The sequence below is a fragment of the Methylosinus sp. genome (assembly GCF_036560965.1).
Lineage (GTDB): Bacteria > Pseudomonadota > Alphaproteobacteria > Rhizobiales > Beijerinckiaceae > Methylosinus.
The window spans coordinates 296,398-322,203 of the sequence record NZ_DATBQF010000018.1; the positions used below are offsets into that span (position 1 = coordinate 296,398).

The following is a 25,806-nucleotide window of genomic DNA, read 5'->3' on the forward strand; positions in this document are numbered from 1 at the left end:
GCATCCTGCGCCCTCAGCGGAACTTCACGGTGAGGTCGGTGCCCACGGCGCCGGTCTCGACGCTCGGCCCCTGATCGGAGACGATCAGCGAGCCGCCGAGCCACAGCCGATCGGCGATCTTCTGGCGCACCTCGTCGGAGAGCTCGATGCGATCCAGCGCATCGGCGGCGCTGGAGGCGGGGCCCATGGGCGCCGCGCTGCGCTCCTCCACCATGCCTTTCCTCTTATGCGTGGCGCGCGCCTCGGCGATGCGCGGCGGCATGGAGAGAACCGACCATTTGAGCGCGCCATTGTCGCCGGTCGCCGTGGCGATATAGAGATGCGAGCCGAGCGGGCGCTCCGGCTCGCGGATCGTCGCCGGCGCGTCGAAGATCGGCGTCAGCCCCTGGCGCACATAGATGCGCTGATTCTTCTTGCTCACCAGCACCGAGATCGGCGCGGTCCGCAATTGCGCATCCTTCTCCGCCTTGGCCGCGGCGGCCGAGGCTTCCGCCGCCTCGCGGGAGCGGCGCGCGGCGTCGACATATTCGGCGTCGCTCGCATCGTAAGCGGTCTTGGCGGCGTCGCGCCGCGCCTTGGCCTCGGCGAGGGCGGCTTCGGCCTTGGCCTTCGCCGCTTCGGCGGGGCTCGCGCCGTCATTGGTGGTCTGATCGGGCTTTGCGGTCGCGACCTCCTGCCGTTTGGCGGCGGCGGTCTCGGCGGCCTTGGCGGCGCTTTCGGCCTTGGCGCGGGCGAGGATCTCGACCGCTTCGGCGGAGCGCAGCTCGGCCGAGGCGCGCGCGGTCTCCTGCCGCTTGGCGTTCAGCGCGAGCGAGGCTTCGGTCGCCGCCTTGGAGGCTGCGGCCGCCTCGGCTGCCGATTTGGTCTTCAGCTCATCGGCGTAGCGCCGCGGATTGAGCAGCGGCGCGGGGCCGCCATCGGCGAAGCCGTCGCGCAGCCCGGCATCGGCGAGCGTCGCCGCCGAGGCCTCCGTCGGCGAGCGCATCTGCGGCGTGGGCAGCGCCGGATGCGAGATTTCGGTGGGCGCGAGATCATAGGGCGCGATGACGACGCGCTCGCCGATGCGCGTCATGCCCCACAGCTTCTGAGCGAAGGCGCCCGGCAGGCGGATGCAGCCGTGCGAGGCCGGATGGCCGGTCACATGGCCCGTGTGCATGGCGACGCCGGACCAGGTGATGCGTTGCATGAAGGGCATGGGCGCGCCGGAATAGAGATTGGAGCGGTGGAAGCGCTCGCGGCCGAGAATGGTGAACATTCCCTCCGGCGTAAGATGGCCGGGCACGCCGGTGGAGATCGTCGAGCGGTCGACGAGGCCGTTGTGATTATAGATGGAGATATGCTGGCCGCTGAGCGACACCACCGCGAACAGCGGCCGCGCGAGGCTCACATTTTCGATCGGCTTGGCGTCGGAGACGGATTTTCCCCGCTTCCCATGGCCCTTCCGCGGCGCCCTCGGGGCGTCGGCGTCGGAAGAGGAATAGCCCAGCGCCGCGGCGGGTCTCGCCTCCAGGGCGAGACTATAGGCGATGACGCTCGCGGCGCAGACCGCGGAAAAGGCGCGAACGCAGACCCTGCGGCTGCGGCTTACAGCAGCGACTTCCGACATGACTCGAAAACTCCCGACGCACACGAACTCGTTGCTCGACCAGATAACGCGCCCTTCCGATCTGGACAGAGCGTCACCCTCGCCTGCATTGCTCTTATTGGTTAACGATCGGCTGACATCTATGCGCCGACGCACGTTGCGACGATTTGTGACGCATTTTCCCTATTCGCGGCGCCGAGCCTCGAGGCCGTTCGCCGCTTTCGCTCGCCTCGCGCGCGCCACCGCCCATGGCGAGTCCTATCTGACGACACGGCTTCATCGGAGACGAAGATCGTGGCGAATTCATTTCGAAACACGTTGGGGCGGCTCACCGCGCTGCCGCTCGTCCTTGCGCTCTCGCTCGCCCCGGCCGCGGCCTGCACGAGCTTTCTGCTGAAGTCCGCCGACGGCTCGCCCGTCTACGGCCGCACGCTGGAGTTCGGCTTTCCGCTCGAATCGGAGGCGATCGTCATCCCGCGCCATTACGCCGCGCGGGCGACGGGGCCGGAGGGCAAGCCCGGATGGGGCTGGAAGTCGCGCTATGCGATCGCCGGCCTCAACGCTTTCGGCCTGCCGGTCGTCGTCGATGGGCTGAATGAAAAAGGCCTCGCCGGCGGCATTCTCTATTTTCCGGGCTTCGCCGGATATGCGGACCCCGATTCGGCCCACCCCGATTCGGCCGATCGCCGCCATGCGCTCGCGCCCTGGGACTTTCTCACCTGGGCGCTGGGCAATTTCGCCAGCGTCGCGGAGGTTCGCGCGGCGCTCGACACGATCGCTATCGTCGATCTCGTCCAGCCGACGCTCGGCATCGTCCCGCCCTTCCACTACACGCTGCACGACGCCAGCGGCGCCTCGCTCGTCATCGAGCCGATCGGCGGCCGGCTGAAAGTCTATGACAATCCGCTGGGCGTGATGACCAACGCCCCCTCTTTCGACTGGCACCTCACCAATCTGCGCAATTATGTGAAGCTCTCGCCGGTCGACGCCGCGCCGCTGAAGATCGCCGGGGAGAGTTTCGCCCCGCTCGGCGCGGGCTCCGGCCTGCTGGGCGTTCCCGGCGATCCGACCCCGCCCTCGCGCTTCGTGCGCGCGGTGGGCCTCACCCTCTCCGCCGAGCCGCAGAAGACCGCCGCCGAAACGGTGCGCCTCGCCGAGCATATTCTCAATAATTTCGACATTCCGATGGGGCTGGTGCGCGTTTCGCCGCAGGAGACGTCGCGTTTCGAATACACGCAATGGTCGTCGATCGCCGATCTCTCGGGGCGCGTCTACTATGTGAAGAGCTATGATAATCAAGCGCTGCGCAGCATCGACCTGACGAAGTTGGAGCTCGAGGGCCGCAGCGTGCGGGCGGCCCCGCTGCGACCCTCCTCGAGGGCGGCTCCGGTCGAATTTCCCAAACATTGAGGCCAGATCGTCGAGAACGCCTTGTCATGGGTGAGGCTTTTTGTTAGACGGGCCGCCTGCCGGAGCTTCGGTCTCGATCGAGGCGCCCCGGAGCGGTCGTGGCGGAATTGGTAGACGCGCTAGCTTGAGGTGCTAGTTGGGCAACCAGTGGAGGTTCGAGTCCTCTCGACCGCACCAAGTCTCGAGGACACGAGGGTCCTTGCCTTTCGGCGCGGCGTTCGGCCGTAGGCCGATGTCGGCGAAAGCCTCTCCCCGGTCGGAAGTCCCGCGCTGTCGTCGCGCCATCTGGCCGAAGCTGGATGGAAAGCGCGCGCCGGCGGCGAAGATCGGACGAATTCCCGCGTCTGCCGTAGATTCTATTGTAGAACGCTCGAGCGTCGACGCCGAATGAGAGAAGCGGCGGCCGGCCGATAGAGAGCGTCGATAGAGAGCATGGAATTCAAAAATGTCGGCTCGCGTATTCAATTGGGACAGGTTCGTAAAATTATTTCAGCGCAAGGAGCCGACATTCGATCGTTACGTGGACGCTCTTCCCACGCATCAGAACGCCATTGACGCGATCGAAGGCTGGAGCACTGCTTTTCCCGAGGCCTATAACGTGAAGGCCGGCGTCGTGCCGACCTTTTATGACGCGCGAATCTTCTGGGCCATCGAATGTTTCGGCGCGCTCGACGGCCGCGAGGTGCTGGAGCTCGGCCCGCTCGAGGCCGGCCACACCTATATGCTGGAGAACGCCGGCGCGGTGGTCGACGCGGTGGAGGCGAATCAGCTCGCCTTCATGCGCTGCCTCGTCGCCAAGGAAATTTTCCGGCTGCAGAAGGCCCGCTTCTGGCTCGGCGATTTCGTCAAATGGCTGGAGCACACCGACAAGAGCTATGATCTGATCGTCGCCTCCGGCGTGCTGTATCATCAGCACGATCCGCTGCGGCTGCTCGAGCTCATCGCGCAGCGCGCCTCGGCGGTCTTCATCTGGACGCATGTCGTGTCGGATGCGATGCCGCTGTCCGATCCGCGGCGCAGCGTCTTGTCGAATCTTCCCGAGGAGCATTCCTTTCACGGCGTCACCGTGCGAGCCTATCCGAGAAGCTATATACGGGCGGAGGCGAATCCGGCCTTTTGCGGCGGCATGCGCGACGACCATCGTTGGCTCGACAAGGACGATCTGCTCGCCGCGCTGCGGGCGCTCGGCTTCGACGATATTCGCACGACCCATGACGATCCGAACCACTTCTTCGGGCCGGCCATATCGATCTTCGCGCGCAGATCGTGACGGCCTGCGTCGGTAGAATGAGGCGGGGCTGGAAGGCGATATGAGAGTGCTGCTGCTCGGCGGCTCCAACGCCGGCGTCTATTTCGGCTGGGCCTCGCAATTGCAGGCGCTCATGCCGGAACATGAGATCGCCAATCGGTTTCTCGGCGCCGTCGGCTCGCTCTATGGCCTCGTGCGCCTCCAGGAGGCGGAGCAGCGCGAGCAGGCGCCGCCCGATCTCGTCGTTTTCGAATATGCGCTCAACGACATTATTCTGCTCGACGCCGGCTTTGCGACCACCGCCCTCGTTCACGACGCTCTCGCCAGCGTCGCGCAGCATTGCGCGGAGCGCGGCGTCCCGCTGCTGTTCTTGTGCCTTCGTCCGCGCCCGACGGGACGAGCGCGCATCTACTCCTGCGTGAGGCGCGTCGAGCGCGTCTACGACGGCGTCGCGAAGGCGCATGGAATGGCGCGCTGCGTGACGCTGGACACGATCTTCGGCCGTGAGCGTTTCGAGGATTTCGTCGACGCCCATCATCTGACCGCCGAGGCGTCGCGGCGCTGCGCGGAAGTGGTCGCCGAAATCATCTCCCGCGGCGAAATCCCGGTTCCGAGGGCCAGCCGGCTTCACACGCCTATTTTCGACTATGTTCCGGCGACGGCGGCCGCGCCGCAGGGCCGCTGCCGCAGCCTGGACATCGAAGCGACGGTTTTTTCCGGGACCTTTCTCGAGATCGCACGGCCCGGCTCCAGCCGCTGGCCCGGCCGCGGCCGGCTCGCCGGGCTGATGCTGCGCTCGACGGAGGCGAGCGGGCTGTTTCGCATCGCGGCCGGCGGGCGGGCCTACGTCCGGACAGCGCAATCGAGCATGCGCGAGATCGTGCCCAATCTCATTCTTCTGCATTATGTTCGGCGGCGGCCCTGGGCGGAATTCGATCTCGAGATCGCGATGCCCGACGACGAAAGCGCCCTGGCCGGCCTGCCCGAGGACAAGGCGTTGCTGCCGGCGCAGCCGCAGACGCCGTTCGCGGAGCAGACATTGCAGATCGCCGGCGTCATGTTCTGGCGTCCGTCCTTCTGGCGGCGCTGGCTGGGGTTTTTCCTGCTGCGCTTTCGTCGCTGACGGCGAAGTTCCCGCTAGACCAATGGCCTCCGAGCGTCTCGGCCCAGCGGCGACCACAATTGGACGGCAGTGTCCGCCGCGCTGACGCGAAGAACCAGAGAGGGTCCTGCCATTCATGTCCGACGAGACGAGTGATCACACGGTCGATCTGAGCGACCCTTCCGAATATGAAGACATCGTCTCTCAGCGCGCCATCGCCTTCTGCCACCTCGCCAAAGTCGCCGATTCCGTCCGCGACGAGCAGGTCAAGGAACAGTGCCTCATCATGCTGCGCAAGCTCAACGCCAGCATAAGGGCGCCCTCGACCGCCGATGTGCGCTCGATCGACGGCGGCCAGCACTGACGCGCGCTCAAAGATGCTGGAGCCGGGCGGAGATCGCCTGCCGCGCCTCGCCGAGGCGTGCGCCGAGCGCTTCGAGACGATCGGTCGTGTCCCGCGCCCCCGTGTCCGCGCCGCGCGCTTCCGTTTCGCGAGCCTGGGCCAGGGCGGTTTCGTAATCTTCGGCCGCATCGCCGAGCGCGACGGCGCCGATGGCGCGCGCCGCGCCTTTGAGCGTGTGGACGAGATCGAGTCGCGCCTTGTGGGAGGCGGCCGCCGCCAGCTTGCCGCCAAATTCCGCGGCTTGGGCCTCGAACAGCGTCAGAAGCTCGTCTTCGAGCGCGACGTCGCCCATCGTCTGCCGCGAAAGATAGGCCCAGTCGATCGCCGGCTCTCCCGCTTCGGGCGCCGCTTTCGAGGCTCGAGGGTTCTCACCATCCGTCATCCTACGTCTCCGATCCGCTGCCGCGGGAAAAGCCGCGCTTTTCCTGTGGATTGCGCCCCAGTCGCGCGAGCGGCGGCGGCGATTGCGCTCGCCGGGCCGAATCGGGCGTCGTATTCTTATTCGAATCAACTCTATGTAAGCATTGCCCGTGATTTCCGGCCCAGCTTCCGATCGCCCGTTTCGTTCCGCTCGAGGCTGAACGCGAAGCACCTTCCTCCAGTCGCGTTAACGACGATTTCGATTGCCGGCGTGGCCCGGTTTCATTTGCGCGCCGACAGCGGTAATATTTGGTTAATCTTTTCTGCTCGATGTGAACGGCGAAGTAAGGTGAGCGGCGTCATAAAGCGGAACCATGACCGCTCGGAGAGGTGACGATGGCGAAATCGGGCAAGCCCCAGGACGCGGCTATCGCTGCGCTGTCGGCGGTCGAAGAGGCGTTGAATCTGGGCGTGGAGCCCGCCGCCGAGGCCGCGACGGACACGGGCGACAAAGCCTCGTCGTCGGCCGACGCGGGCGCCAAGTTCCTGGATAAGGCCGAGGGCAAGGGTCAGGCCAAGACGGCCCCCGGGTTCAACTTCAGCCTGCCGTCGTCGCGTCGTCAAGATGCGCGGGAGACCGCTGCGCGCGAGAGCGCGGCGCGGGAGAACGCCCGTCCGGCGGAGGGCTCCGCGTCGTCGGGCCGCGCCGCCGCTGCGGCCAAGCCGCCGGTCGCCCCGGCCGGAGCGCCGGCCAATGACGATCGGCAGACGATCGGCGAGCTGCGCGCGGCGCTGCAGGTGCGTCCCAACACCGCCATTCTCGGCTACACTTTCCTGTCCATCGCCGCCTGGGCGCTGCTCTGGACCTTGTTCGTCTATTTCAATCAGGGCGAGATTCTCGACCACGAGAACGCCTCCTTCCTCGCGCCCAAGCCGGTGCTGACGCTGCTGGCGCTGCTGGCGCCGATCGTCTTCATCTTCGTGACCGGCGTGATGGCGCGCCGCGCCCATGAGATGAAGCAGGTCGCCAATTCCATGGCGGAAGTGGCGATACGGCTGATCGAGCCGGAGACCATCGCCACCGAGCAGATGGTGACGCTCTCGCAGGCGATCCGCCGCGAGGCCGCCTCGATGGGCGACGGCATAGAGCGCGCGCTGGCGCGGGCCAGCGAGCTCGAGATCATCGTGCGCACCGAGGTCTCCAATCTCGAGCGCTCCTATTCCGAGAACGAGCGCCGCATTCGCGTGCTCATCGACGAGCTGACCCGCGAGCGCGAGGCGATCCTCGTCAACGCCGACAACGCCCGCACGGCGCTGCTCGGCGCGCGCGAGTCGCTGTCGGCGGAGCTGCAGACGAGCTCCTCCCATCTCGCCGAGACGGTGAGCGAGGCCGGCGGCCGCGTGACCGCCGCGCTCGGCTCCAAGGGCGAGGAGATTCGTCTCGCGCTCGAGCACGTCGGCGACGGATTCAACTCCACGCTGTCGACGCGCGGCGAGGATATGGTGCAGCGTCTCTCCGTCGCCGGAGAGACGATCGCGGCCAGCCTCAATCTGGCCTCCGAGGAGGTCACGCGCCGCTTCTCCGACGGCATCGCCGAATCGGACCGCAGGCTTCAGGAGCGCGGCGACGCCCTCGCCGCCGATTTCGAGTCGCGCGGCGCCTATGTCGTCGAGCGGCTCGACTCGATCGGCGGATCGCTCGTGCAGGCGGTCGGCGACCGTGGCGACAGCTTTGTCGATCGTCTCGCCGAGACCAGCGGGCGCGTCGACGAGGCGATCGAGACCCATGGCGGCGCCATCGAGCGCTCGCTGCTCATCGCCTCGGAAAGTCTCGCCGCCCAGCTCTCCGACAGAGTGGCGGCGACGGAATCGGCGCTCAAAACCGCCGGCGACCGCGTCGCCGAGCTGCTGGACGAAACGCGCGAGCGCGCCCGCGGCGACCTCGAGGCGCATGGCGCCGGGCTGCACGAGCGTTTCGCGCAGACTCTGGCCGAGAGCGCCGGCGCCTTCACCGAGCAGGCCGACACGTTGCAGGAGCGTTTCGCGGCCGTCGCCGGAGAGGCGATCGTCGCCATCGCGTCGCATGGCGACCGCGTCACCGAGACGCTGGCCGACCGGCTCGGCGCCTTCGAGGAGACCGTGATCGTCCATGGCGGCGAGATCGCGACGCGTTTCGCCGAGCAGGGCGAGCAGATCAGCGCGGCGCTGACCCAGGGCGTCGCCGAATTCGAGCAGAGCGTCGCGCTGCGCGGCTCCGAGGCGATGGCGCGTCTCCTGGAAGAAGGCGCGCGTCTCGGCGCGGCGGTGTCGGACGGTCTCGCGGCTTTCGAGGAGCGGGTGACGGGTCACAGCGAAGAGGTGACGGCGCGTCTCTCGACGCAGGGCGAGGAGATCGGCGCGGCGGTGGCGGCCGGCCTCGCGGCGTTCGAGGAGCGGGTGACGGGCCACAGCGAAGAGGTCGCGGCGCGTCTCGTGCTGCATGGCGACGCCGTCGGCTCGGCCGTGTCGGAGGGGCTCGCGGCCTTCGAGGATCGCGTCATCGGCCACAGCGACGAGGTCGCCGCGCGTCTCTCGACGCAGGGCGACGCGATCGGCGCGGCGGTGGCCGCCAGCCTCGCGGCTTTCGAGGAGCATGTCGCGGGCCGTAGCGAAGACATCGCGGCGCGTCTCTCGACGCAGGGCGAAACGATCGGCGCGGCGGTGGCCGCGGGTCTTTCCGCCTTCGAGGAGCAGGTGACGGGCCACAGCGAAGAGGTGGCGACGCGTCTGTCGCTGCATGGCGACGCCATCGGCTCGGCGGTCGCAGAAGGCCTCGCGGCCTTCGAGGACCGCGTCATCGGCCATAGCGAGGATGTCGCCACGCGTCTCGTCTCGCATGGCGACGCCATCGGCGCCGCCGTCACCGAGGGTCTCGCGGCCTTCGAGGAGCGCGTCGCCGGCCAGAGCGAGGATGTCGCGGCCCGGCTCTCGGCGCATGCGGACGCCATCGGGACCGCGGTCACCGAGGGCCTCGCCTCTTTCGAGGAGCGCATCGCCGGCCAGGGCGTCGCGGCGGCCGAGCGGCTGATCGAGGAAGGCGCGCGCATCGGCCTGTCGGTTTCGGAGGGCGTCGCCGCTTTCGAGGCGCGCGTCATCGGCCACAGCGAGGTGGTCGCCGATCGTCTGGTCGCCCATGGCGACGCCATCGGCGCGGCGGTTTCGGAAGGCCTCGCGGCCTTCGAGGAGCGAGTGACCGGCCATAGCGCCGAAGTGACGGAGCGTCTCGTCGCCCATGCGGATGCGATCGGCTCCACTGTGTCCGAGAGCCTCGCCGCTTTCGAGGAGCGTGTGGTCGGCCAGGGCGAGCAGGCGGCGGAACGCCTCGTCGCGCACGGCGATTCGATCGGCGTCGCCGTGGCCGAGGGGCTCGCCGCCTTCGAGGCGCGGATCGTCGGACATGGCGAGGATGTGGCGCAGCGCCTCGTCGCCCAGGGCGACACCATCGGCGGCATCGTCACCGAGGGGCTGGCGAAATTCGAGACGCGCGTGCTCGGCCAGAGCGAGGAGGCCGCCGCGCGGCTCTCCGCCCATGGCGAAGCGCTGGGCCTCGCGGTGGCGGACGGAATCGCCGCCTTCGAGGATCGTCTCGCGCAGCAGCACGAGGCGACTCTGTCGAGCCTCGAGGAGCAGAGCGAGCGCGCGACCGCTTCCGTCGCCGGCGGCCTCGCGGCCTTCCGCGAGCAGGTCGTGCAGCAGAGCGAGGAGACCGCGTCGCGCTTCCTCGCGCAGGGCGAGCGGGTCGGCGCGGCCATCGCCGAAGGACTCGCCTCTTTCGAGGAGCGCATCGCCGGCCGCGGCGACGAGACCGTGCTGCGGCTCGTCGAGCGCGGCGACGAGATCGGCGCCTATCTCTCGCAGGGCCTCGCGGCCTTCGAGGAGACCGTCGTGCGCCATGGCGACGAGGTGGCGACGCGCGTCACCGAGCAGTCGGAGCGCATCGCCTCGGTGCTGTCGGAGCGGCTCACCGCTTTCGAGGATCAGGTGACGCGGCAGAGCGGCGACGTCGTCGCCCGCGTCACCGAGCAGGCCGAATGGGTCGATGGCGTGCTGGTCAATCGGCTGGACGCGCTGGAGGAAGCCACGGCGCAAGTGTCGCGCACGCTGGAGGAGACGCAGAACCGCGCCGAGACGGCCTTCGCCGTGGGCGGCGCCGAGCTTCGCGCCGGCCTCACCCAGGGCGTCGCCGAGGTCGCGGCGACGCTCGCCGAGCAATCGGCGTCGCTGCAGGAGCGTTTCGCCACGACGGCGAGCGAGGCGGCTCTCGCCATCGCGACCCAGGGCGAGCGCATAGAGGAGGCGCTCGCCGGCCGCATCGCGTCCTTCGAGGCGATGGCGATCGACCAGGGCGGCGCGCTGGTGGCGGCGCTCGCCTCCAGCGGCGAGGGGCTGTCCCGCGACGTCGGCGATCAGCTCGCGGCTTTCGACGAGATTTTGCGCGCGCACAGCGGCCAGCTCGCGGCGCAGATCGGCGAGCATTCGCAGCAGCTCGCGGCGGAGCTCTCCGACCGTCTGGCGGCGGTCGATTCGACCATCGTCAACGAGGGCGCGGCTCTGGTGGCGGCGATCGCGGCGAATGGCGAGGGTTTCACGCGCGATGTCGGCGATCAGCTCGCGGCGTTCGACGAGGCGCTGCGCAATCGCGGCGGCCAGCTCGCGGCGCAGATCGGCGAGCATTCGCAGCAGCTCACGACGGAGCTCTCCGATCGTCTGGCGGCGGTCGATTCGACCATCGTCAACGAGGGCGCGGCTCTGGTGGCGGCCATCGCCGCCAATAGCGAGGGATTCACGCGCGACGTCGGCGATCAGCTCGCGGCGTTCGACGAGGCGCTGCGCAATCGCGGCAATCTCATCGCCGAGCAGATCGGCGAGCAGTCCGAGCAGCTCGCGGCGGCGCTCACCGAGCGTCTCGCCGCGGTGGATACGTCGATCATCGACCAGGGCGGCGCGCTGGTCGCGGCGCTGGCGGCGAGCGGCGACGGCGTCGCGCGCGGCGTCGAGGATCAGCTCGCGGCGTTCGACGAGCGGCTGCGCCATCACGGCGGCGAGCTGGCGGCGCAGATCGGCGAACGCTCGCAGCAGCTCGCGGCGGCGCTCGCCGAGGGGCTCACGGCGGTGGACACGACGATCGTCGACCGCGGCGGCGCGCTGGTCGCCGCTTTGGCGGCGAGCGGCGACGGCGTCACGCGCGGCGTCGAGGATCAGCTCGCGGCGTTCGACGATCGTTTGCGCTATCAGGGCGGCCAGATCGCCGCGCAGATCGGCGACCATGCGCAGCAGCTCGCGACCACCTTGTCGGAGCGTCTCGCGGCGATCGACTCGTCGATCGTCGTGGAGGGCGGCGCGCTGGCCGATCGTCTGGGCGAGCGCGCCGACGAGCTGGCGGCGCGCATCGGCGACCAGTCGCAGCGCTTGTCCGAGGATGTGGGCCAGAGGCTCGCGGCCATCGACAAGACGATTTCCGGCGACGGCGCCGCGCTGGTCGAATTGCTCGGCGCGCGCGCCGAGGAGATCGCCGCGGTCATGTCCTCGAAGATCGAGAGCTTCGAGACCGTCTCCAACGCCCGCACGCGCCAGGCCGCCGACCGCATCGACGCGCTCGTCGGCCGCGTCGATTCGGGCCTCGAATCGGCCGGCAAGGCCTTTCAGGACACGCTCGCCCGCCATGCGGTGGAAGTGGCGCGCGCGATGGGCGAGGGCGGCCGCGAGGTCATTCGCTCGCTCGACGAAAAGGTCAAGGATATCGATGCGGTGCTGCTCGCCCGCTCGACCCAGCTCACCGAGACGCTCTCCTCCAAGGCGGAGGAGATCAACGCCACGCTCGGCGGCCGCGCGGAAGAGATCGCCGGCACGCTGGACGGCCGCATCGGCGTCTTCGAGAACAATGTCGTCGGCCGCCTCGACGCGGTCTCCGGCGAGATCGGCGAGCGCAGCCGCGTCGTCGTCGAGACGATCAACGCGCGCATAGAGGAGATCAACGCCACGCTGGCCTCGGCGCGGCGCGATCTCGACACCACGCTGCACGCCCGCACCGGCGATCTCGGCCAGGCGCTGACCGAGCGCGTCGGCGAGATCAGCTCGACGCTCGAGCAGCGCCTCACGCAGATCCACGCGACGCTCGGCGATCGCGGCGGCGAGGTGACGCGCGAGCTGGCCAATGTCGGCGAGCTGGTCGCCCATGCGATCGAGAGCCGCGGCTCGACCATCGTGCAGCATCTCGGCGAGAAGCGCGTCGAGCTGGCGGCGGCGATCGACCAATCGGCCGAGGAGCTGAAAAAGGCGCTCACCGACGGCGCCGAGGGCTCGGTGCGGGCGCTGCTCGACGTCAATGAGAAGCTGCGCGCCGAGCTGCCCGAGGTGCTCGACCGGCTCGGCGCGACCAATTCCTCGCTGCAGACGATCATCTCGGCGGCCGGCGGCAATCTCGCCAGCCTCGACAAGGAGCTCGGCGGCAAGCTGCGCGAGTTCAAAGGCGCGATCGACACGGTCGCGGAGCATATCGCGCAGATCGGCGAAGTGTCGGGCGGCGTCATGCGCGACGCCGGCTCGGTCGTCGACGCGATGGAGACGCATCAGCAGAACCTGACGCAGAGCGCCGAGCGGCTGGCGCTGAGCCAGTCGGAGCTCGACGCCGCGCTCGACGCGCGCCGGCGCTCGCTGGAGAGCCTGGTGCTGCTCGTCGAGGACAAGCGCAAGGACTTCGAGGAGACCGTGGGCGCCTTCTCCGGCCTCGTCGAGGAGAATTTCCGCCGCGTCGAGGCGCGGGCCCGCGATGTCGGCGGCTTCATCGCCCAGGCGACGCATGAGACGGCGGAGCTCGTCGACGAGCGCTTCGCCGCGGTGCGCGACGCCGCCTCGCGCGAGGGCCAGGAGACCGCCACGGCGCTGCGCGCGGCCTATGAGCAGGCCAATGACGAGCTGGCGGATATTTTCGGCCGGGCGACGGAGAAATTCGCCGCCGCCGCGACCGAGATCCGCGGCATGTCGATGCAGATCCAGAGCGAGCTGGAGCAGACTCGCGCCGAGGTGCGTCGCGGCGCCACGGAATTGCCGCGCGAGACGGCCGAGCAGGCCGCCGCGCTGCGCCGCGTCGTCGGCGAGCAGGTGAAGGCGCTCAACGAGCTGACCGACATCGTCGCGCGCTCGGGCCGCGCCTATGACATAGCCGAGCCCGTTCCGGCGCCGGCCGCTCCCGCGCGCCGCGGCTTCGAGGCGCCGCCGCCGGCCGCCGTCGCGCCCGCTCCCCCTCCGCCGCCGCCGGTCGCGCCCCCGGCTCCGCCGCCGCGCGCGCCCGAGCCGAGCTGGGCGAGCCGCGCCCCGCGGGAGGAGCCGCAACGCGTCGTGCGGCAGATGCAGGCTCCGCCGCCGCCCCCGCCGGCCCCTCCGGCGCGGCCCGCCGCCTCGGCGACAGAAGACGGCTGGCTCACCGATCTCCTGGCGCGCGCCTCGCGCGACGAAGCGCCCGCCGCCGCCGCGCCGCGCGCCAATACGGCGGCCGGAAGAGCCAAGGCCGCCGGCGCGCTGGACAATCTCACGCTCGATATCGCCCGCATGGTCGATCATGGCGCGGTGGGCGAGTTCTGGGACCGTTTCCAGCGCGGCGAGAAAAATCTGTTCAACCGGCGACTCTACACCGCCCAGGGCCAGCAGACCTATGAGGAAATCCGCCGTCGCTACCGCGTCGACCAGGATTTCCACGCCACCGTCGATCATTACGTCCAGGAGTTCGAGCGTCTCGTCGCCGAGACCAGCCGCAATGATCGCGAGGGCGCGCTGACGCGCGGCTATCTCACCTCCGACGCCGGCAAGGTCTATACGATGCTCGGTCACGCGGCAGGCCGTTTCGATTGACGAGTCGTTTCGATTGATGCGTCGTCTCGCCCTGGGCGCCGAAAAACTCGGCGCCTGCGGCGAATCCGTAGCGCCATAATTCGCATTTGGTTTCCGCACGGCGGCCTGGCCGCCGCGCGGATGGGTCGGTGTTTGTTTCAAAACGACGAAACTTGTTCATTTCCGTACTCAGATTGTGACATTTTAGCCACTCTTGTCCGAGAAATCGCGTCGAATATGCGATTTTGCTCGAGCCGTACGCAATTGCTTCCCTGTTCCGCTTGAGTGCCTACGGGCTTTGTCGCAACAATCGCGACGAGGATGATTCCAGTATCGGGGAGCCTAAGCCTATGAAATCCGTTCTGTTTGCCGGCATTGCCGCAATCGCGCTCGCTGCGCCGAGCGTCTGCGCCGCCGAAGATATGAAGACCATGAAGCATGAGGAGGCCAAGCCGCTGGTCGCTTGGCCGGAGCCGAGCTTCGACGTTCTCGACGCCGGCTTCGACTACGCCTATGGCGCGAAATTCATGTCGGACTATATCGTCCGCGGCATTTCGAACAGCGCCCATCGGCCGGCCGGCAGCGTCTATGAGGAGCTGCGCTACGGCTGGTTCTACACGGGCCTCGCCGCCACCAATGTGACGCTGGCCACGAGCCCGCTCGCCGAGGTCGACATCACCGCCGGCGTCCGCCCTGTCTGGGGTCCGCTGACGTTGGACTTCGGCGCGATCTACTACGCCTATCCGAGCAACCACCAGCAATGGTTCATCGGCGGCGCGATCCCGGTCACGACGTTCAAGAACTCCTATACGGCGCTCCCGACCACGGCTTTCGACCCGAGCTACGTCGAGATCTACTTCAAGCCGAGCTGGGCGCTGAACGATTACGCGACGCTGGGCGGCCAGATCGCCTATGATCCGAATTGGAACAACTATAGCGCCCATGCGCTCTATTCGGAGATCAACGCCAAGCTCGTTCCCTTCCCCAACACCGATTATTCCGGTCTGTCGGTCTCGGGCGCCTTCGGCCACTATTACATCGGCAATTCGAGCACGGCGTATGGCGGCAGCTATATCGATCCGGATTACGCCTTCCTGGCGACCGGCGTTCTCGGCACCAAGGGCTTCAAATTCGCCAGCTACAACACCTGGAACGTCGGCGCGTCCTATAATTGGAACGTCGTGACGCTCGATCTGCGCTACTACGACTCGAATTTGACCCGCGCGGGCTGCTTCCTCAACACCTCCGACCCGGCGGGCAATTTCGTGGCTTCGGTGAACACCATCACCGGCCAGAGCTCGTCGAGCTGGTGTGGCGCGCGCTTCGTCGCCTCGCTGTCCATCGACTTCAGCTCCGCGACCTTCAAGTAAGGCCGCCGAGCGCTTTCGACTTCGTCCTTCCAGAAACGGACCCGCGGCCACGCGGGTCCGTTTTTTTGCGCGGGTCCGTTTCTCGTCCGTCACTGCGTGAGGATTTCGACGTCGCGATCCTGCGTCGAGGTCACTTTGAACGTCGTCTGGAACGTCTTGCCTTCGCGGCGGGCGATGGCGACATATTCGCCCTCGGCCAGCACCAGCGACGGAAAGGCGCCGATCAATTCGCGGATGACGTCGCCGCCCGGCGTCAGCACCGAGAAGGAGGTGTTGGCCAGCGCCTCGCCGCCCGGCGTCTTGACCAGCTTCAGCGTCATCGTCGCGGCGCGGTGGCGCAGAGTGGCCTCGATGACCTTGCCGGCCGGCACGCGCAGATCGGCGGTGACGACGGAATTGGTCGTGTTGTTGTCGCCTTGCGATCCCTGGCTCGAATCCAGCAGCGTCGAGACGACGTGATAGGCCCCCTCGGGCAGGCAGACGATCTCGCCGGATCGGGCGTTGGCGAGCACCAGCTTCGCCTCCGAATTTCCACGCTCCGGCACATAAAGGGAGATCGCCAGACGCTGCGCCGGAAGCTGCGTGTCGCCGAGCGTGTCGACGAGCTTCAGCCCGCCGGCGTTCAGCACGAGCTTCTCGCTGAGATTGACTCCCTCGACGACGATTCGGCGCGTCGCCCCAGCGAGGCCGAAGGCGGCGTGGACGATATAGACGCCGTCCGGCAATGGCAGGGAAAAGCTCGCCTCGCGCGATTCCGCGACGAGCTTGCGGGCGCCCTCCGGCTGCGCGGCGTCCTCGAAAATCCGCCAGACGAGGCCGCTGCGGATCGCGCCCGCGTCATTCGGCGTCAGCACGGCGGAGAGGCGCAGCGTGGCGCCGGCGGCCGGCTTCTCCTCCTCCACCGCCGGTGCGGCGGCGGGCTTGGCCGCACGGCTCTTCTGCTGGGTCGGCGGGGCGGGGGTCTGGGCCGCCGCGTAGCCGGCGCCGGCGACGAGCAGCGCCAAGGTGACGAGTGAGCGTGATTTCATGCGCCGCATCGAGAGCGCTATCCGATCCAGATGGATCGGATAGCGCTCTAACATTCCTTTTTTGGAGCGAATTCCGATCGATCGAACGATTCCGTTCGATCGGAAAGCGCTCTGAGGGGCGGGCGCGAGCGCCCGAATTCGACGGTCTATTCCGACGCCGGCCGTCCGCCTGTCACTCTTCCCGATGATCGAGCAGAGTGGAAGCGGCGGAAGCGAGATTGGCGAGGGAAAACGGCCGAAATAGGAACTCGATCCGGTGGCGTCCCTTCGTCGTCGGCACGCCGCGGAACAGTATATTGGCCTTGACGATCGGAGCGGGGGCGCCGTCCACGAGCGCCTGCCAGCCCGGATAATAGAGATCGTGAAGGACGAGAAGCCCATCGCGATCCGACTCGACGTCGACGAGAATGCGCTCGCTCTCATAGGCGACGATCGTCGCCTTGGCCTCCGGTCCGCCGGCGAGCGCCGGATCGGCGAGCGCGGGATCGAGCCGCGGCAGATCGGCCTGATCGACGAGCGCCTCGCGCGTTCCGTCGAAATCGGGAATGTCGTCCTCGGCGATGGCGGCGTCGGAATCGACCCCCATGACCCGCGTGGCGAAATAGGCGCGCGGCGCGGCGCGGCCGAGCTTATAGACATAGATCTGGTCGGAGACGAAGATCGGCAGCGCATTGGGGCGCGGCATATGCCGCGGCATGCGCGCCAGCGGGCGGCCGAGCACCAGATAATCGAGGCCGAGCAGCCGCGCGAGCTTGCATCGATAGCCGCGGAACGTGCCCGGATAATGCCGCAGATTGGGATCGACGGCATTGTCGCCCGGCCCCACGGCGCGCTCATAATCGGCGATGCGCAGAGGATTGTAGCCGAGCGTGTCCTCGAGGCCGAGGATCATGGAGGCGTTCTGCCAGCCGCCCGGCAGGCCGAGAATCTCGACGCGCGGGCGCTCGCCTTTGGCGGCGCGCTCGGCGATGTCCTTGCGCAGCGCCGCTATCGCGCCGCGTTCCTGCGGCGAGGCCTCGTTGAGGATCGAGTAGCGCGTCGCCGGCTCGGCGTTCAGCGGATCGGCGGCGTTGCGCCACAAGAGCTCGCCCGCCGTCGCGGCGACGAGCAGAATGGCGACGATCCCGCGCTTGTCGAATCGATCGCCGATGACGAGCGTGGCCGCCACCGCGCCCGCCGTCGCCAGCGCCGCCGCCACGGCGACGAGCGCCTCCTTGCCATGGCCATGCGCGAAGGAGAAGCCGAGCCCGCCGATCACGAGCGCGAGCGTGACGCCCACCGCCGCGGCGGCGAGGCCATGGGCGAGCGCGCGCGGCATTTTCTGAAAGGGCCGGGGGGCGCCGTCGGCGACATAGCGATGCAGCAGATAGGCGGCGCTGAGCGCGAAGCCGGCGTTGAGCAGGAAGGCGGCGTCCGCCGGCCGGCGATAGAGCGACACGCCGGGGAAGAAATCATAGATCGGCGCGAAGAGCGGGGTCCAGCGGCCGAGCGTGTAGATCAGCGCGGCGGCCAGCATGTAATGGACGAAGCGCATCTCCTTGGCGAAGATGCGCCCGCCCGCCAGCCCGTGCCAGAAGCCCAGAACCACCGGCGCGGCGCCGATGAAGAGATAGTCGATGGCGCGATCGGTCCAGTCCGGCGCGGCCATCGTGTCATAGCCCGGGCCCCAATATTCATAGCTCTTGTCGAGCGAGCCGAAGATATCGGGCGCGAGCAGAGTGACGAGATTGACCGGCGCCAGCGAGCCCGCCGCCGCGACGCCGAAGGCGATGCCCGGCCGGTTGGAGGTCGCCAGAAATTGCAGGGTGAGCAGCACAGGGGCGATCAGGATCGCCGCGCCCGTCGCCGCCGCGGCCAGCAGAGCCGGCCAGCGGCCGAGCAGATAGTCGAGCGGCCGGCGTGAGACGGCGGCGGCGTAGAGCACGCGGGCGATCAGCACGAGGCAGAACAGATAGGCGACCTGATCGCGCCCCAGCGCCATCAGGCTGGCGAGAATTCCAAAGCCGACGCCATAGAGCAGGCGCGGGCGCTCCAGCATGATTTCCAGCGTCAGCAGCGCGAGCGGAAAGAAGCTGTAGGAGATGATCATCCCCGTATGCTGAAGGCGCGAGGCGGCGACGCCGCCCAGCATGAAGATCAGCCCGGCGAGCACGGCGGCGCAGGGGATGAAGCCGCGCCGCGCGCAGAGCGCCAGCACGCCCGCGCCGCCCATCAGCAGATGCGCCAGCACCAAGAGATCGAATTCCTGCATCGTCGCCGCCGGACGCAGCAGCGCGAACAGAAAGAAGGTCGGCGTGAAGATCAGCGATTGCGGATCGGCGACCGACGGATGTCCGGCGAAATGATAGGGATTCCAGAGCGGAACCTCGCCGTGGCGCAGCGCCTCGCCGAGGAAGCGGAACATCGGATAGAAATGATTCTTCGAATCCCAGGGCACCACCGCGCCATTGGCGATCCACAGTCCCGCCGCCAGCGCCATGAAGAGGGCGATGGCCCCGAAGGCGGTCAGCGCGTCGCGGCGCGTCCATATATGGGCGTGGGCGGCGTCGGGTCCGGCGAGCGCGCGACGCGCCTCCCCGAGCGCGAGCGGGGACTCCTCGGCGCCGGATACGCCGAGCGGGCGGTCGCTGATGGACATGTTCGAACCTGTCTCGACTGTCGCGAGCAGTCTCGCGGCGCGCGCCATCGGGGCGCTGCGCGACGGCTGCTCGCCATATGCGCGGGACGCCTAAAGTGATTTCGTCTTCATGAACTCATGATGAACGTTTGGGCGCCGCCTGTTTATAGCGCAGGCCGAGCCCCGACGAAAGTCTGGTTTATCGGTGGGATTTGTGCGCCATCCAAGGCCAGCTTGGCCGAGAAGCCGTCGCGTCGGGCGGCGCGGCATTCGGCGATGAGCCCGCGCATGTCGGCGAGAGCCGCGAAGGGCCCGTCGATCGCCGCGACGCCGGCCGCCGCCGCGCCGAGCAGCAGGCCGGCCCGCGCCAGGGCGAAAGGCGACGCCAGGCCTGTCGAGGCGAGCGATTCCGAGGCGAGCGACGCCGGCTCGGCTCCCAGCGCGCGGCGCAGCGGCTCGACGTCGAAGGCGAGCGCCTCGAGCCGGGCGGAGACCCCGGCATAGCGTCCGAGCGCGAAAATCGCGGCGGGAGTCTGCGTCGCCAGAGCGATGATGCGCGTGGCGCCGTCCGGGCGGCCGCATTCGGCCTCCTGCACGGCGAGCTTGGCGGCGAGATGCTGGATGCTCGCGCCGCCGCAGGCCTCCGGCAGAAAAACGCCATCGGCTCCCGCCGCGACGACGGCCGCGAGATCGGCGTCGATCGCCGCGCAGGAGAGTGGCGCGACGCGCGCATAGAGCCGCAATCCCGGCTGGCGCGGCAGCCGCAGCAGCGCGGCGGCGGGCTCCCGCGCCGGGGCGGAATCGCCGCGAAGATCGAGGACGAGCGCGTCGGCGCCGCTCGCGAGAGCGGCGGCGAAGGCCTCCTCGCCCGGCGCGAGGACAAGAAACGACCGCATCTTCGACTCTTCCACCATTCGCCGCCGTGATCTTAAGCAGGCATTTACCATAAGTGACGATTCTGTGCAGGAACGCGTCAAGTCCGGTCGAGCACATAGGGCGGAGCCCAGAGCGCCGATGAACGTAAGAAACTTTCTGCAATGGGCGCAAACCGCGCCGACGGCCCTCAGAGTGGACGGCGCCGGCGCGCTGGCCCGCGCCTATCTGGTGAGCGACCTCGCCCCCGCGATGAAGCGCGAGGCCGAGACGGCGCTCGCCGGTCTGCTCGACGATCCCTCGCCGCTGGTGCGTCGCGCGCTGGCCAAGGTCTTCGCCAGCGCGCCCAATGCGCCGCATTCCATCGTCTCGGCGCTGGCCAATGATCAATCGGACATTGCCGCCATGGTTCTGGCGCGCTCGCCGCTGCTCAGCGAGAGCGAGCTCATCGATTGCGCGGCGGTCGGCGACGTGTTCTCGCAGAGCGCGATCGCGCTGCGCGCCCATGTGCCGACCGGCCTCGCCTCGGCGATCGCGGAGATCGGCGCCTGCGAGGCGTTGATCTCGCTCGCCGTCAATCCCGGCGCCGAGCTGCCGGCCTTCGCCATGCGTCGCATGATCGAGCGTTTCGGCGACGACGCCCAATTGCGCGAGGCGCTGCTCGGCCGGCCGTTTCTGCCGGCGGCGGTGCGCGTCGATCTCGTCGAGGCGACGGCGGCGAGCCTCGCCTCCTTCGTGCTGGATCGCGACTGGCTGTCGCCCGAGCGCACTCGCCGCATCATGCAGGAGGCGCGCGACAAGGCCAATGTCGTCATCGCCTCCTCCTCCGAGGATGTCGAGGGCCGCAGAGGCGTGCGCATGCTGGTCGGCCATTTGCGCCGCAAGGCGCGGTTGACGCCGAGCCTCGCGCTGCGGGCGCTGCTCTCCGGCAATCGCGCGCTGTTCGAGGCGACGCTGGCCGAATTGTCGGGCGTGGACGAGGAGAAGGTCGCCGGCCTGACGCGCGATTTCGACGGCGCGGGTTTCGCGGCGCTCTATGCGCGGGCGGGGATGCCGGCCAATCTGCTGCCGGCCTATCGCGCCGCGCTGGAGGCGCAGCGGGCCTTCGGCTATGGGGCGGCGGCGTCCGGCGCGCGGCTGTCGCTGGCGCGGCTGTCGTTGGCGATGGTGCAGCGCGTGCTGACCTCCTGCGACGAGATCAATTCCGGCGAGCTCGATCGGCTGATGGCGCTGCTGCGCCGTTTCGAGGCCGAGGCGCTGCGCGAGGATGCGCGCGAGGTGGCGGCGTCTCTCGCCAATGGCGCGCCTTTCGTCGATATGGCGGCGCTGGAGGCGCAGCTGCTCGAGGCGGCGTGAGGGCGGACCGTCCGCCCCTCTGGCGATCGCGTTCGATGCGCGCCTTCAGGCTCGCGTCACGGCCGCGCGCCGCGGCTCAATAGCCGAACTGCTCGCGCAAGATGCGCTCTTCCAGCGAATGGCCGGAATCGTGCAGCAGCATCAGATCGGTCCCGTGATCCATCTCGATGTCGACGCTGAGCGCGTCGCGAAACTCATCATGGTCGGCGACGACGGAGACCGGGCGCTTCTCCGCTTCCAGCACCTCGATCCGCACTTTGGCGACGTCCGGCAGCAGCGCGCCGCGCCAGCGCCGCGGGCGAAAGGCGGAGATGGGCGTCAGCGCCATCAGCGGCGCGTCCAGCGGTAGAATGGGGCCGTTGGCGGAGAGATTGTAGGCGGTGGAGCCGGCCGGCGTCGCCACCAGCACGCCATCGGTGATCAGCTCGGCCAGCCGCTCCTTGCCGTTCACCAGTATGCGCAGCTTGGCGATCTGCGAGCTCTGGCGCAGCAGCGAGACTTCATTGATCGCATGGGCGGCGAATTCGTCGCCATGCGTGTTGACGGCGCGCATCAGCAGCGGATGGACGATGGAGGGCTTGGATTCGGCGATGCGCTTGCGCAGCCCGCTCTCGCGATATTCGTTCATCAGAAAGCCGACGGAGCCGCGGTTCATGCCATAGATCGGCTTGCCGGCGCCCATGAAGCGATGCAGCGTGCGCAGCATCAGCCCGTCGCCGCCGAGCGCGACGATGCAATCGGCCTCCTCCGGCGGAACCTCGCCATATTTGGCGACGAGCCGCGTTCTCGCCTCGTCGGCCTCCGACGTGCCGGAGGAGAGAAAGGCGAGCCTCTTGTGATGATTCGGCGTTTCGCCGGACGCTGACATGGGTCGACCTGGCTCGACGCCGCGGAAGGCGGGGCCTCTTTCGGGGCGACTCCCATACACCCGCCCGGGTCGGAAGGGAAACGGGCGGGCGCTCATGGTCTTCCGCTCCTCCCGGCGTCGCGCCGGGAGGAGCGGGGTATCATCACATGATCTGGCGCAGCACGAAGTAGAGCGAGCCCGACAGCAGAATGGCGGCGGGGAGCGTCAGCACCCAGGCCATCAGCAGCCTCCGGATCGTCCCCATCTGCACGCCGGCGCCGTTCGCCGCCATCGTGCCGGCGACGCCCGAGGAGAGCACATGCGTCGTCGAGACCGGCAGGCCGTACATGTCGGCGGCGGCGATCGTGCCCATGGCGACGAGCTCGGCCGAGGCGCCCTGTCCATAGGTCAGATGCTGCTTGCCGATCTTCTCGCCGACGGTGACGACGATGCGCTTCCAGCCGATCATGGTGCCGAGGCCGAGCGCGATGGCGACGGAGATCTTCACCCACAGCGGGATGAATTTCGTCGCCTGATCGATCTGCTCCTTATAGTCCTTCAGCACTTTCTTGTCGGCGTCGGTGAGCTCGGCCGCTTTGTCCTTGGCGAGGAAGCGCAGCGCCTCCGAGGCGAGATAGATGTCGTTTCTCGTGTTGCCGACGGTGGCGAAGGGGATTTTCGCGATCGAGCCGTAGCTCTCGATTTGCTGGGCGATGTCGTTGATCAGCACGGCGAGCGAGGGATAGGTCCCCTCGTTGATCTGATGCTGCGCGACATAAGTGGTCACGGCCGGGCGCGGATCGCCGAGGACGTTGTAGCCGGAGGCCTTCGCCTCCACCAGCTTGGAGGCCGCATGCGACGCCTTGGCGAAGCTCTCGAGATGGCTCGCCGGCAGAGCGCGATTGAGCGCATAGGAGGTGGGCACCGTGCCGATCAGGATCAGCATGATGAGGCCCATGCCCTTCTGGCCGTCATTGGAGCCATGGGCGAAGGAGACGCCGGTGCAGGTCAGCACCAGCAGGCTGCGAATCCACCACGGCGGCGCGGCCTGGCCCTTGGGCTCGGCGTAGAGCTCGGGCTTGCGGACGAGGAATTTCAACGCCAGCAGCAGCAGCGCCGCGGACACGAAGCCGACGATGGGCGAGAGGAGCAGCGCATAGCCGATCTCCGTCGCCTTGCCCCAGTCGACGCCCGAGGTGCCGTCGCGCCCGCGCATGAGCGCGTTGGCGATGCCGACGCCGATGATGGAGCCGATCAGCGTATGCGAGGAGGAGGCCGGCAGGCCGAGCCACCAGGTGCCGAGGTTCCACACGATCGCGGCGATCAGCAGCGCGAACACCATGGCGAAGCCGGCCTGCGAGCCCACTTGCAGAATGAGCTCGACCGGCAGCAGCGAGACGACGCCGAAGGCGACCGCGCCCGTGGAGAACAGCACGCCGAGGAAGTTGAAGAAGCCCGACCATACGACGGCGATCGGCGCCGGCATGGAGTGGGTGTAGATGACGGTCGCCACCGCATTGGCGGTGTCGTGGAAGCCGTTCACGAATTCGAAGCCGAGCGCGATGAGCAGCGCGACGCCGAGCAGGATGAAGGGAAGGAAATTCGTGACCGGCGCGCCGGATTCGAGAATGTCCTTATAGATGCTCCAGGCCGTGAAGGCGAGGCCGAGCGCGACGATCGCGAGGAAGAAGAGAATCGCGCGCAGGTCGAGCGGGTGATCGAGCTTGGGTTTGGGGCTGTGATCGTCGACGCCTGACGGCAGCTCGACGCTCGAGGCAACGGATGTCATTACTTTCTCCTCGCAACTGAAAGGCGAGGATAGTCAACAATCGGAGGCGACAGCCGTATGACACGGGGGCGTTTCGCCGGCCCGCAGCAGAAATTCATCGCCTCGCCCCGTTTCGGGAGCGCAATCATTCTCCCGACGGCGTTCTTTGAAAAGAACAATCTATTTGACATAACGAACAAATCGCGGGACTTTATGAGCGTCCGATGCGCCGCTCGCTCTAGTCGCGGGCGACGAAAACGCCATCGCGGCGCGGAACGGGCTCCACGCCGCCGAGATCGAGGAGGCCGAAAAATGTCAGACGCCTATATCATCGAGCTCGGCGAGGAGGCCGTCGGCGTGATCGCCCGCGATGCGAGCGGCTATCGCTTCTATGCGGCGAAACAATCGTTTCGTCCGCTCGAGGGGCGCTTGTTCCATTCGGCGGAGAACGCCCGCAATGCGGCGCTCGAATTGCGCCGCGACGCACCGCCGATGCTCTCGGCGCTGACCGCGCTGAGCCTCGCCGAGCGGCGCGGCCGCGCGTGAGCCGCGCTCTGCGCGGGCGAAACCCCGGGCGGGCCGTCCGGCCCGCCGGGAATAGCCGCGGCGCTACTCGCGACCGACGCTCAGATAGGTGAAGCCGCGTTTGCGAAGGTCGGCGGCGCGATAGATGTTGCGCAGATCGACGATCACCGGCGTCTTCAGCAGCGATTTGACGCGGTCGAAATCGAGCGCGCGAAACGCGTCCCATTCGGTGACGATGACCAGCGCATCGGCGCCTTCCGCCGTCGCGTAAGGGTCGTCGCAGAAGGTCACTTCCGGCATCAGCGGCTTCGCCTGGCCCATGCTCTCGGGATCATAGGCGTGGACCCTGGCGCCGTCGCCGGCGAGCGAGGCGACGATGGCCAGCGAAGGCGCGTCGCGCATGTCGTCGGTATTGGGCTTGAAGGCGAGGCCGAGCAGGCCGATCTTCTTGCCGCGCACCGAGCCGCCGAGCGCCGCGATCACCTTGCGCGCCATGGCCCGCTTGCGCGAATCATTCACCGCCACCACCGTCTCGACGATGCGCAGCGGCGCGGCATAGTCCTGCCCGGTTTTCAGCAGAGCGAGCGTGTCCTTGGGGAAGCAGGAGCCGCCATAGCCGGGGCCCGCATGCAGGAACTTGCCGCCGATGCGCTTGTCGAGGCCGATGCCGCGCGCGACGTCCTGAACGTCGGCGCCCACTTTCTCGCAGAGATCGGCGATCTCGTTGATGAAGGTGATCTTGGTGGCGAGAAAGGCGTTGGCCGCATATTTGGTGAGCTCGGAGGTGCGGCGGCCGACGAACACCAGAGGCGGCTCGTTGAGGCTCAGCGGCCGATAGATTTCCGCCATCACCTCTCGCGCGCGCTCGTCCTCTATGCCGATGACGACGCGGTCGGGGCGCTTGAAATCCTCGATCGCCGCGCCTTCGCGCAGGAATTCCGGATTGGAGACCACGGCGAAGTCGGCCTTGGGATTGACCTCGCGGATGATGCGCTCGACCTCGTCGCCGGTGCCGACCGGCACGGTGGATTTGTTGACGATGACGGTGAAACGGTCCAGCGCCCGGCCGATCGTCTCGGCCGCCGCATAGACATAGGAGAGGTCCGCATGGCCGTCGCCGCGGCGCGACGGTGTGCCCACGGCGATGAAGACGGCGTCCGCGCCGCGCACGGCCGGGCCGAGATCGGTGGTGAAGAACAGGCGGTTTTGTCGCACATTATTGGCGACGAGCTCGTCGAGGCCGGGCTCGAAGATCGGAATTTCGCCGCGCAGCAGCCGCTCGATCTTGGACGCGTCGCTGTCGACGCAGGTCACGACATGGCCGAAGTCCGCGAAGCAGGCGCCGGACACGAGGCCGACATAGCCCGATCCGATCATTGTGATGTTCATCGTCTCTGGTCTCTCGTTCGGTCCAAAGGATTGTCACTGCAACGCAATTATTTCGTCG

16 protein-coding genes and 1 tRNA gene are annotated in these 25,806 nt (G+C 68.1%); 9 read left to right on the plus strand and 8 right to left on the minus strand.

Features of this window, described 5'->3' with window-relative positions; all coding sequences use genetic code 11:
* Nucleotides 1–13: 13 nt before the first annotated feature.
* Nucleotides 14–1,606 (minus strand): L,D-transpeptidase family protein, encoded by a 1,593-nt coding sequence (locus tag VIF40_RS05460; RefSeq protein WP_331936509.1) that lies wholly within the window; start codon nucleotides 1,604–1,606, stop codon nucleotides 14–16.
* 273 nt (nucleotides 1,607–1,879) lie between these two features.
* Here VIF40_RS05460 and VIF40_RS05465 point away from each other — a divergent pair, with 273 nt between their 5' ends.
* From VIF40_RS05465 to VIF40_RS05485, 5 genes are all read left to right on the plus strand, one after another.
* On the plus strand, nucleotides 1,880–2,995 hold the full coding sequence (locus tag VIF40_RS05465) for a linear amide C-N hydrolase (RefSeq protein ID WP_414684756.1): 1,116 nt from the start codon (nucleotides 1,880–1,882) through the stop codon (nucleotides 2,993–2,995).
* 92 nt (nucleotides 2,996–3,087) lie between these two features.
* Nucleotides 3,088–3,172: transfer RNA gene (locus VIF40_RS05470), tRNA-Leu, on the plus strand.
* A 268-nt stretch (nucleotides 3,173–3,440) separates the two neighbouring features.
* The gene (locus VIF40_RS05475) at nucleotides 3,441–4,265 is read left to right on the plus strand and encodes a class I SAM-dependent methyltransferase (RefSeq protein WP_331936510.1); all 825 of its coding nucleotides are present in this window, start codon (nucleotides 3,441–3,443) and stop codon (nucleotides 4,263–4,265) included.
* A 40-nt stretch (nucleotides 4,266–4,305) separates the two neighbouring features.
* Complete coding sequence (locus VIF40_RS05480; protein ID WP_331936511.1) at nucleotides 4,306–5,367, plus strand: SGNH/GDSL hydrolase family protein; 1,062 nt, start codon at nucleotides 4,306–4,308, stop codon at nucleotides 5,365–5,367.
* A gap of 115 nt (nucleotides 5,368–5,482) precedes the next feature.
* Entirely contained in the window at nucleotides 5,483–5,710 is a 228-nt protein-coding gene (locus VIF40_RS05485; protein WP_331936512.1) for a hypothetical protein, read from the plus strand.
* 7 nt (nucleotides 5,711–5,717) lie between these two features.
* Here VIF40_RS05485 and VIF40_RS05490 read toward each other — a convergent pair whose 3' ends face one another.
* A complete protein-coding gene (locus VIF40_RS05490; RefSeq protein WP_331936513.1) occupies nucleotides 5,718–6,131 on the minus strand; it encodes an Hpt domain-containing protein in 414 nt (137 codons plus the stop codon).
* A 374-nt stretch (nucleotides 6,132–6,505) separates the two neighbouring features.
* Here VIF40_RS05490 and VIF40_RS05495 point away from each other — a divergent pair, with 374 nt between their 5' ends.
* Entirely contained in the window at nucleotides 6,506–13,996 is a 7,491-nt protein-coding gene (locus tag VIF40_RS05495; RefSeq protein WP_331936514.1) for an apolipoprotein acyltransferase, read from the plus strand.
* Between the two features lie 329 nt (nucleotides 13,997–14,325).
* Nucleotides 14,326–15,345, plus strand: a complete 1,020-nt coding sequence (locus tag VIF40_RS05500) for a hypothetical protein (RefSeq protein ID WP_331936515.1) — start codon at nucleotides 14,326–14,328, stop codon at nucleotides 15,343–15,345.
* Between the two features lie 89 nt (nucleotides 15,346–15,434).
* Here the strand turns inward: VIF40_RS05500 and VIF40_RS05505 are convergent, their stop codons facing one another.
* From VIF40_RS05505 to VIF40_RS05515, 3 genes are all read right to left on the minus strand, one after another.
* Nucleotides 15,435–16,373: a hypothetical protein gene (locus VIF40_RS05505; protein ID WP_331936516.1), complete on the minus strand. Its 939-nt coding sequence runs from the start codon at nucleotides 16,371–16,373 to the stop codon at nucleotides 15,435–15,437.
* Between the two features lie 172 nt (nucleotides 16,374–16,545).
* Nucleotides 16,546–19,011, minus strand: a complete 2,466-nt coding sequence (locus tag VIF40_RS05510; RefSeq protein ID WP_331936517.1) for a YfhO family protein — start codon at nucleotides 19,009–19,011, stop codon at nucleotides 16,546–16,548.
* Nucleotides 19,012–19,154: 143 nt separating this feature from the next.
* A complete protein-coding gene (locus tag VIF40_RS05515; RefSeq protein WP_331936518.1) occupies nucleotides 19,155–19,886 on the minus strand; it encodes an aldolase/citrate lyase family protein in 732 nt (243 codons plus the stop codon).
* A 118-nt stretch (nucleotides 19,887–20,004) separates the two neighbouring features.
* Here VIF40_RS05515 and VIF40_RS05520 point away from each other — a divergent pair, with 118 nt between their 5' ends.
* Nucleotides 20,005–21,219 carry a DUF2336 domain-containing protein gene (locus VIF40_RS05520; protein WP_331936519.1) on the plus strand — a complete coding sequence of 405 codons (1,215 nt, stop codon included), beginning with the start codon at nucleotides 20,005–20,007 and terminating at the stop codon, nucleotides 21,217–21,219.
* Nucleotides 21,220–21,295: 76 nt separating this feature from the next.
* Here the strand turns inward: VIF40_RS05520 and VIF40_RS05525 are convergent, their stop codons facing one another.
* Entirely contained in the window at nucleotides 21,296–22,087 is a 792-nt protein-coding gene (locus VIF40_RS05525; RefSeq protein ID WP_331936520.1) for an NAD kinase, read from the minus strand.
* 142 nt (nucleotides 22,088–22,229) lie between these two features.
* On the minus strand, nucleotides 22,230–23,855 hold the full coding sequence (locus tag VIF40_RS05530; protein WP_331936521.1) for an inorganic phosphate transporter: 1,626 nt from the start codon (nucleotides 23,853–23,855) through the stop codon (nucleotides 22,230–22,232).
* Between the two features lie 291 nt (nucleotides 23,856–24,146).
* On the opposite strand from VIF40_RS05530, the gene VIF40_RS05535 reads away from it, so the two are divergent.
* Nucleotides 24,147–24,380 (plus strand): hypothetical protein, encoded by a 234-nt coding sequence (locus VIF40_RS05535; protein WP_331936522.1) that lies wholly within the window; start codon nucleotides 24,147–24,149, stop codon nucleotides 24,378–24,380.
* 63 nt (nucleotides 24,381–24,443) lie between these two features.
* Here VIF40_RS05535 and VIF40_RS05540 read toward each other — a convergent pair whose 3' ends face one another.
* Nucleotides 24,444–25,748 (minus strand): UDP-glucose/GDP-mannose dehydrogenase family protein, encoded by a 1,305-nt coding sequence (locus tag VIF40_RS05540; RefSeq protein ID WP_331936523.1) that lies wholly within the window; start codon nucleotides 25,746–25,748, stop codon nucleotides 24,444–24,446.
* Nucleotides 25,749–25,806 lie beyond the last annotated feature (58 nt).

Excerpts from the sequence above, each read along its gene's own strand:
- VIF40_RS05520 (WP_331936519.1), top strand. The coding sequence starts at position 20,005 with ATGAACGTAAGAAACTTTCTGCAATGGGCGCAAACCGCGCCGACGGCC.
- VIF40_RS05530 (WP_331936521.1), bottom strand. The coding sequence starts at position 23,855 with ATGACATCCGTTGCCTCGAGCGTCGAGCTGCCGTCAGGCGTCGACGAT.
- VIF40_RS05480 (WP_331936511.1), top strand. The coding sequence starts at position 4,306 with ATGAGAGTGCTGCTGCTCGGCGGCTCCAACGCCGGCGTCTATTTCGGC.
- VIF40_RS05460 (WP_331936509.1), bottom strand. The coding sequence starts at position 1,606 with ATGTCGGAAGTCGCTGCTGTAAGCCGCAGCCGCAGGGTCTGCGTTCGC.
- VIF40_RS05485 (WP_331936512.1), top strand. The coding sequence starts at position 5,483 with ATGTCCGACGAGACGAGTGATCACACGGTCGATCTGAGCGACCCTTCC.
- VIF40_RS05510 (WP_331936517.1), bottom strand. The coding sequence starts at position 19,011 with ATGTCCATCAGCGACCGCCCGCTCGGCGTATCCGGCGCCGAGGAGTCC.
- VIF40_RS05540 (WP_331936523.1), bottom strand. The coding sequence starts at position 25,748 with ATGAACATCACAATGATCGGATCGGGCTATGTCGGCCTCGTGTCCGGC.
- VIF40_RS05490 (WP_331936513.1), bottom strand. The coding sequence starts at position 6,131 with ATGACGGATGGTGAGAACCCTCGAGCCTCGAAAGCGGCGCCCGAAGCG.
- VIF40_RS05515 (WP_331936518.1), bottom strand. The coding sequence starts at position 19,886 with ATGCGGTCGTTTCTTGTCCTCGCGCCGGGCGAGGAGGCCTTCGCCGCC.
- VIF40_RS05535 (WP_331936522.1), top strand. The coding sequence starts at position 24,147 with ATGTCAGACGCCTATATCATCGAGCTCGGCGAGGAGGCCGTCGGCGTG.
- VIF40_RS05525 (WP_331936520.1), bottom strand. The coding sequence starts at position 22,087 with ATGTCAGCGTCCGGCGAAACGCCGAATCATCACAAGAGGCTCGCCTTT.
- VIF40_RS05475 (WP_331936510.1), top strand. The coding sequence starts at position 3,441 with ATGTCGGCTCGCGTATTCAATTGGGACAGGTTCGTAAAATTATTTCAG.
- VIF40_RS05495 (WP_331936514.1), top strand. The coding sequence starts at position 6,506 with ATGGCGAAATCGGGCAAGCCCCAGGACGCGGCTATCGCTGCGCTGTCG.
- VIF40_RS05505 (WP_331936516.1), bottom strand. The coding sequence starts at position 16,373 with ATGAAATCACGCTCACTCGTCACCTTGGCGCTGCTCGTCGCCGGCGCC.
- VIF40_RS05500 (WP_331936515.1), top strand. The coding sequence starts at position 14,326 with ATGAAATCCGTTCTGTTTGCCGGCATTGCCGCAATCGCGCTCGCTGCG.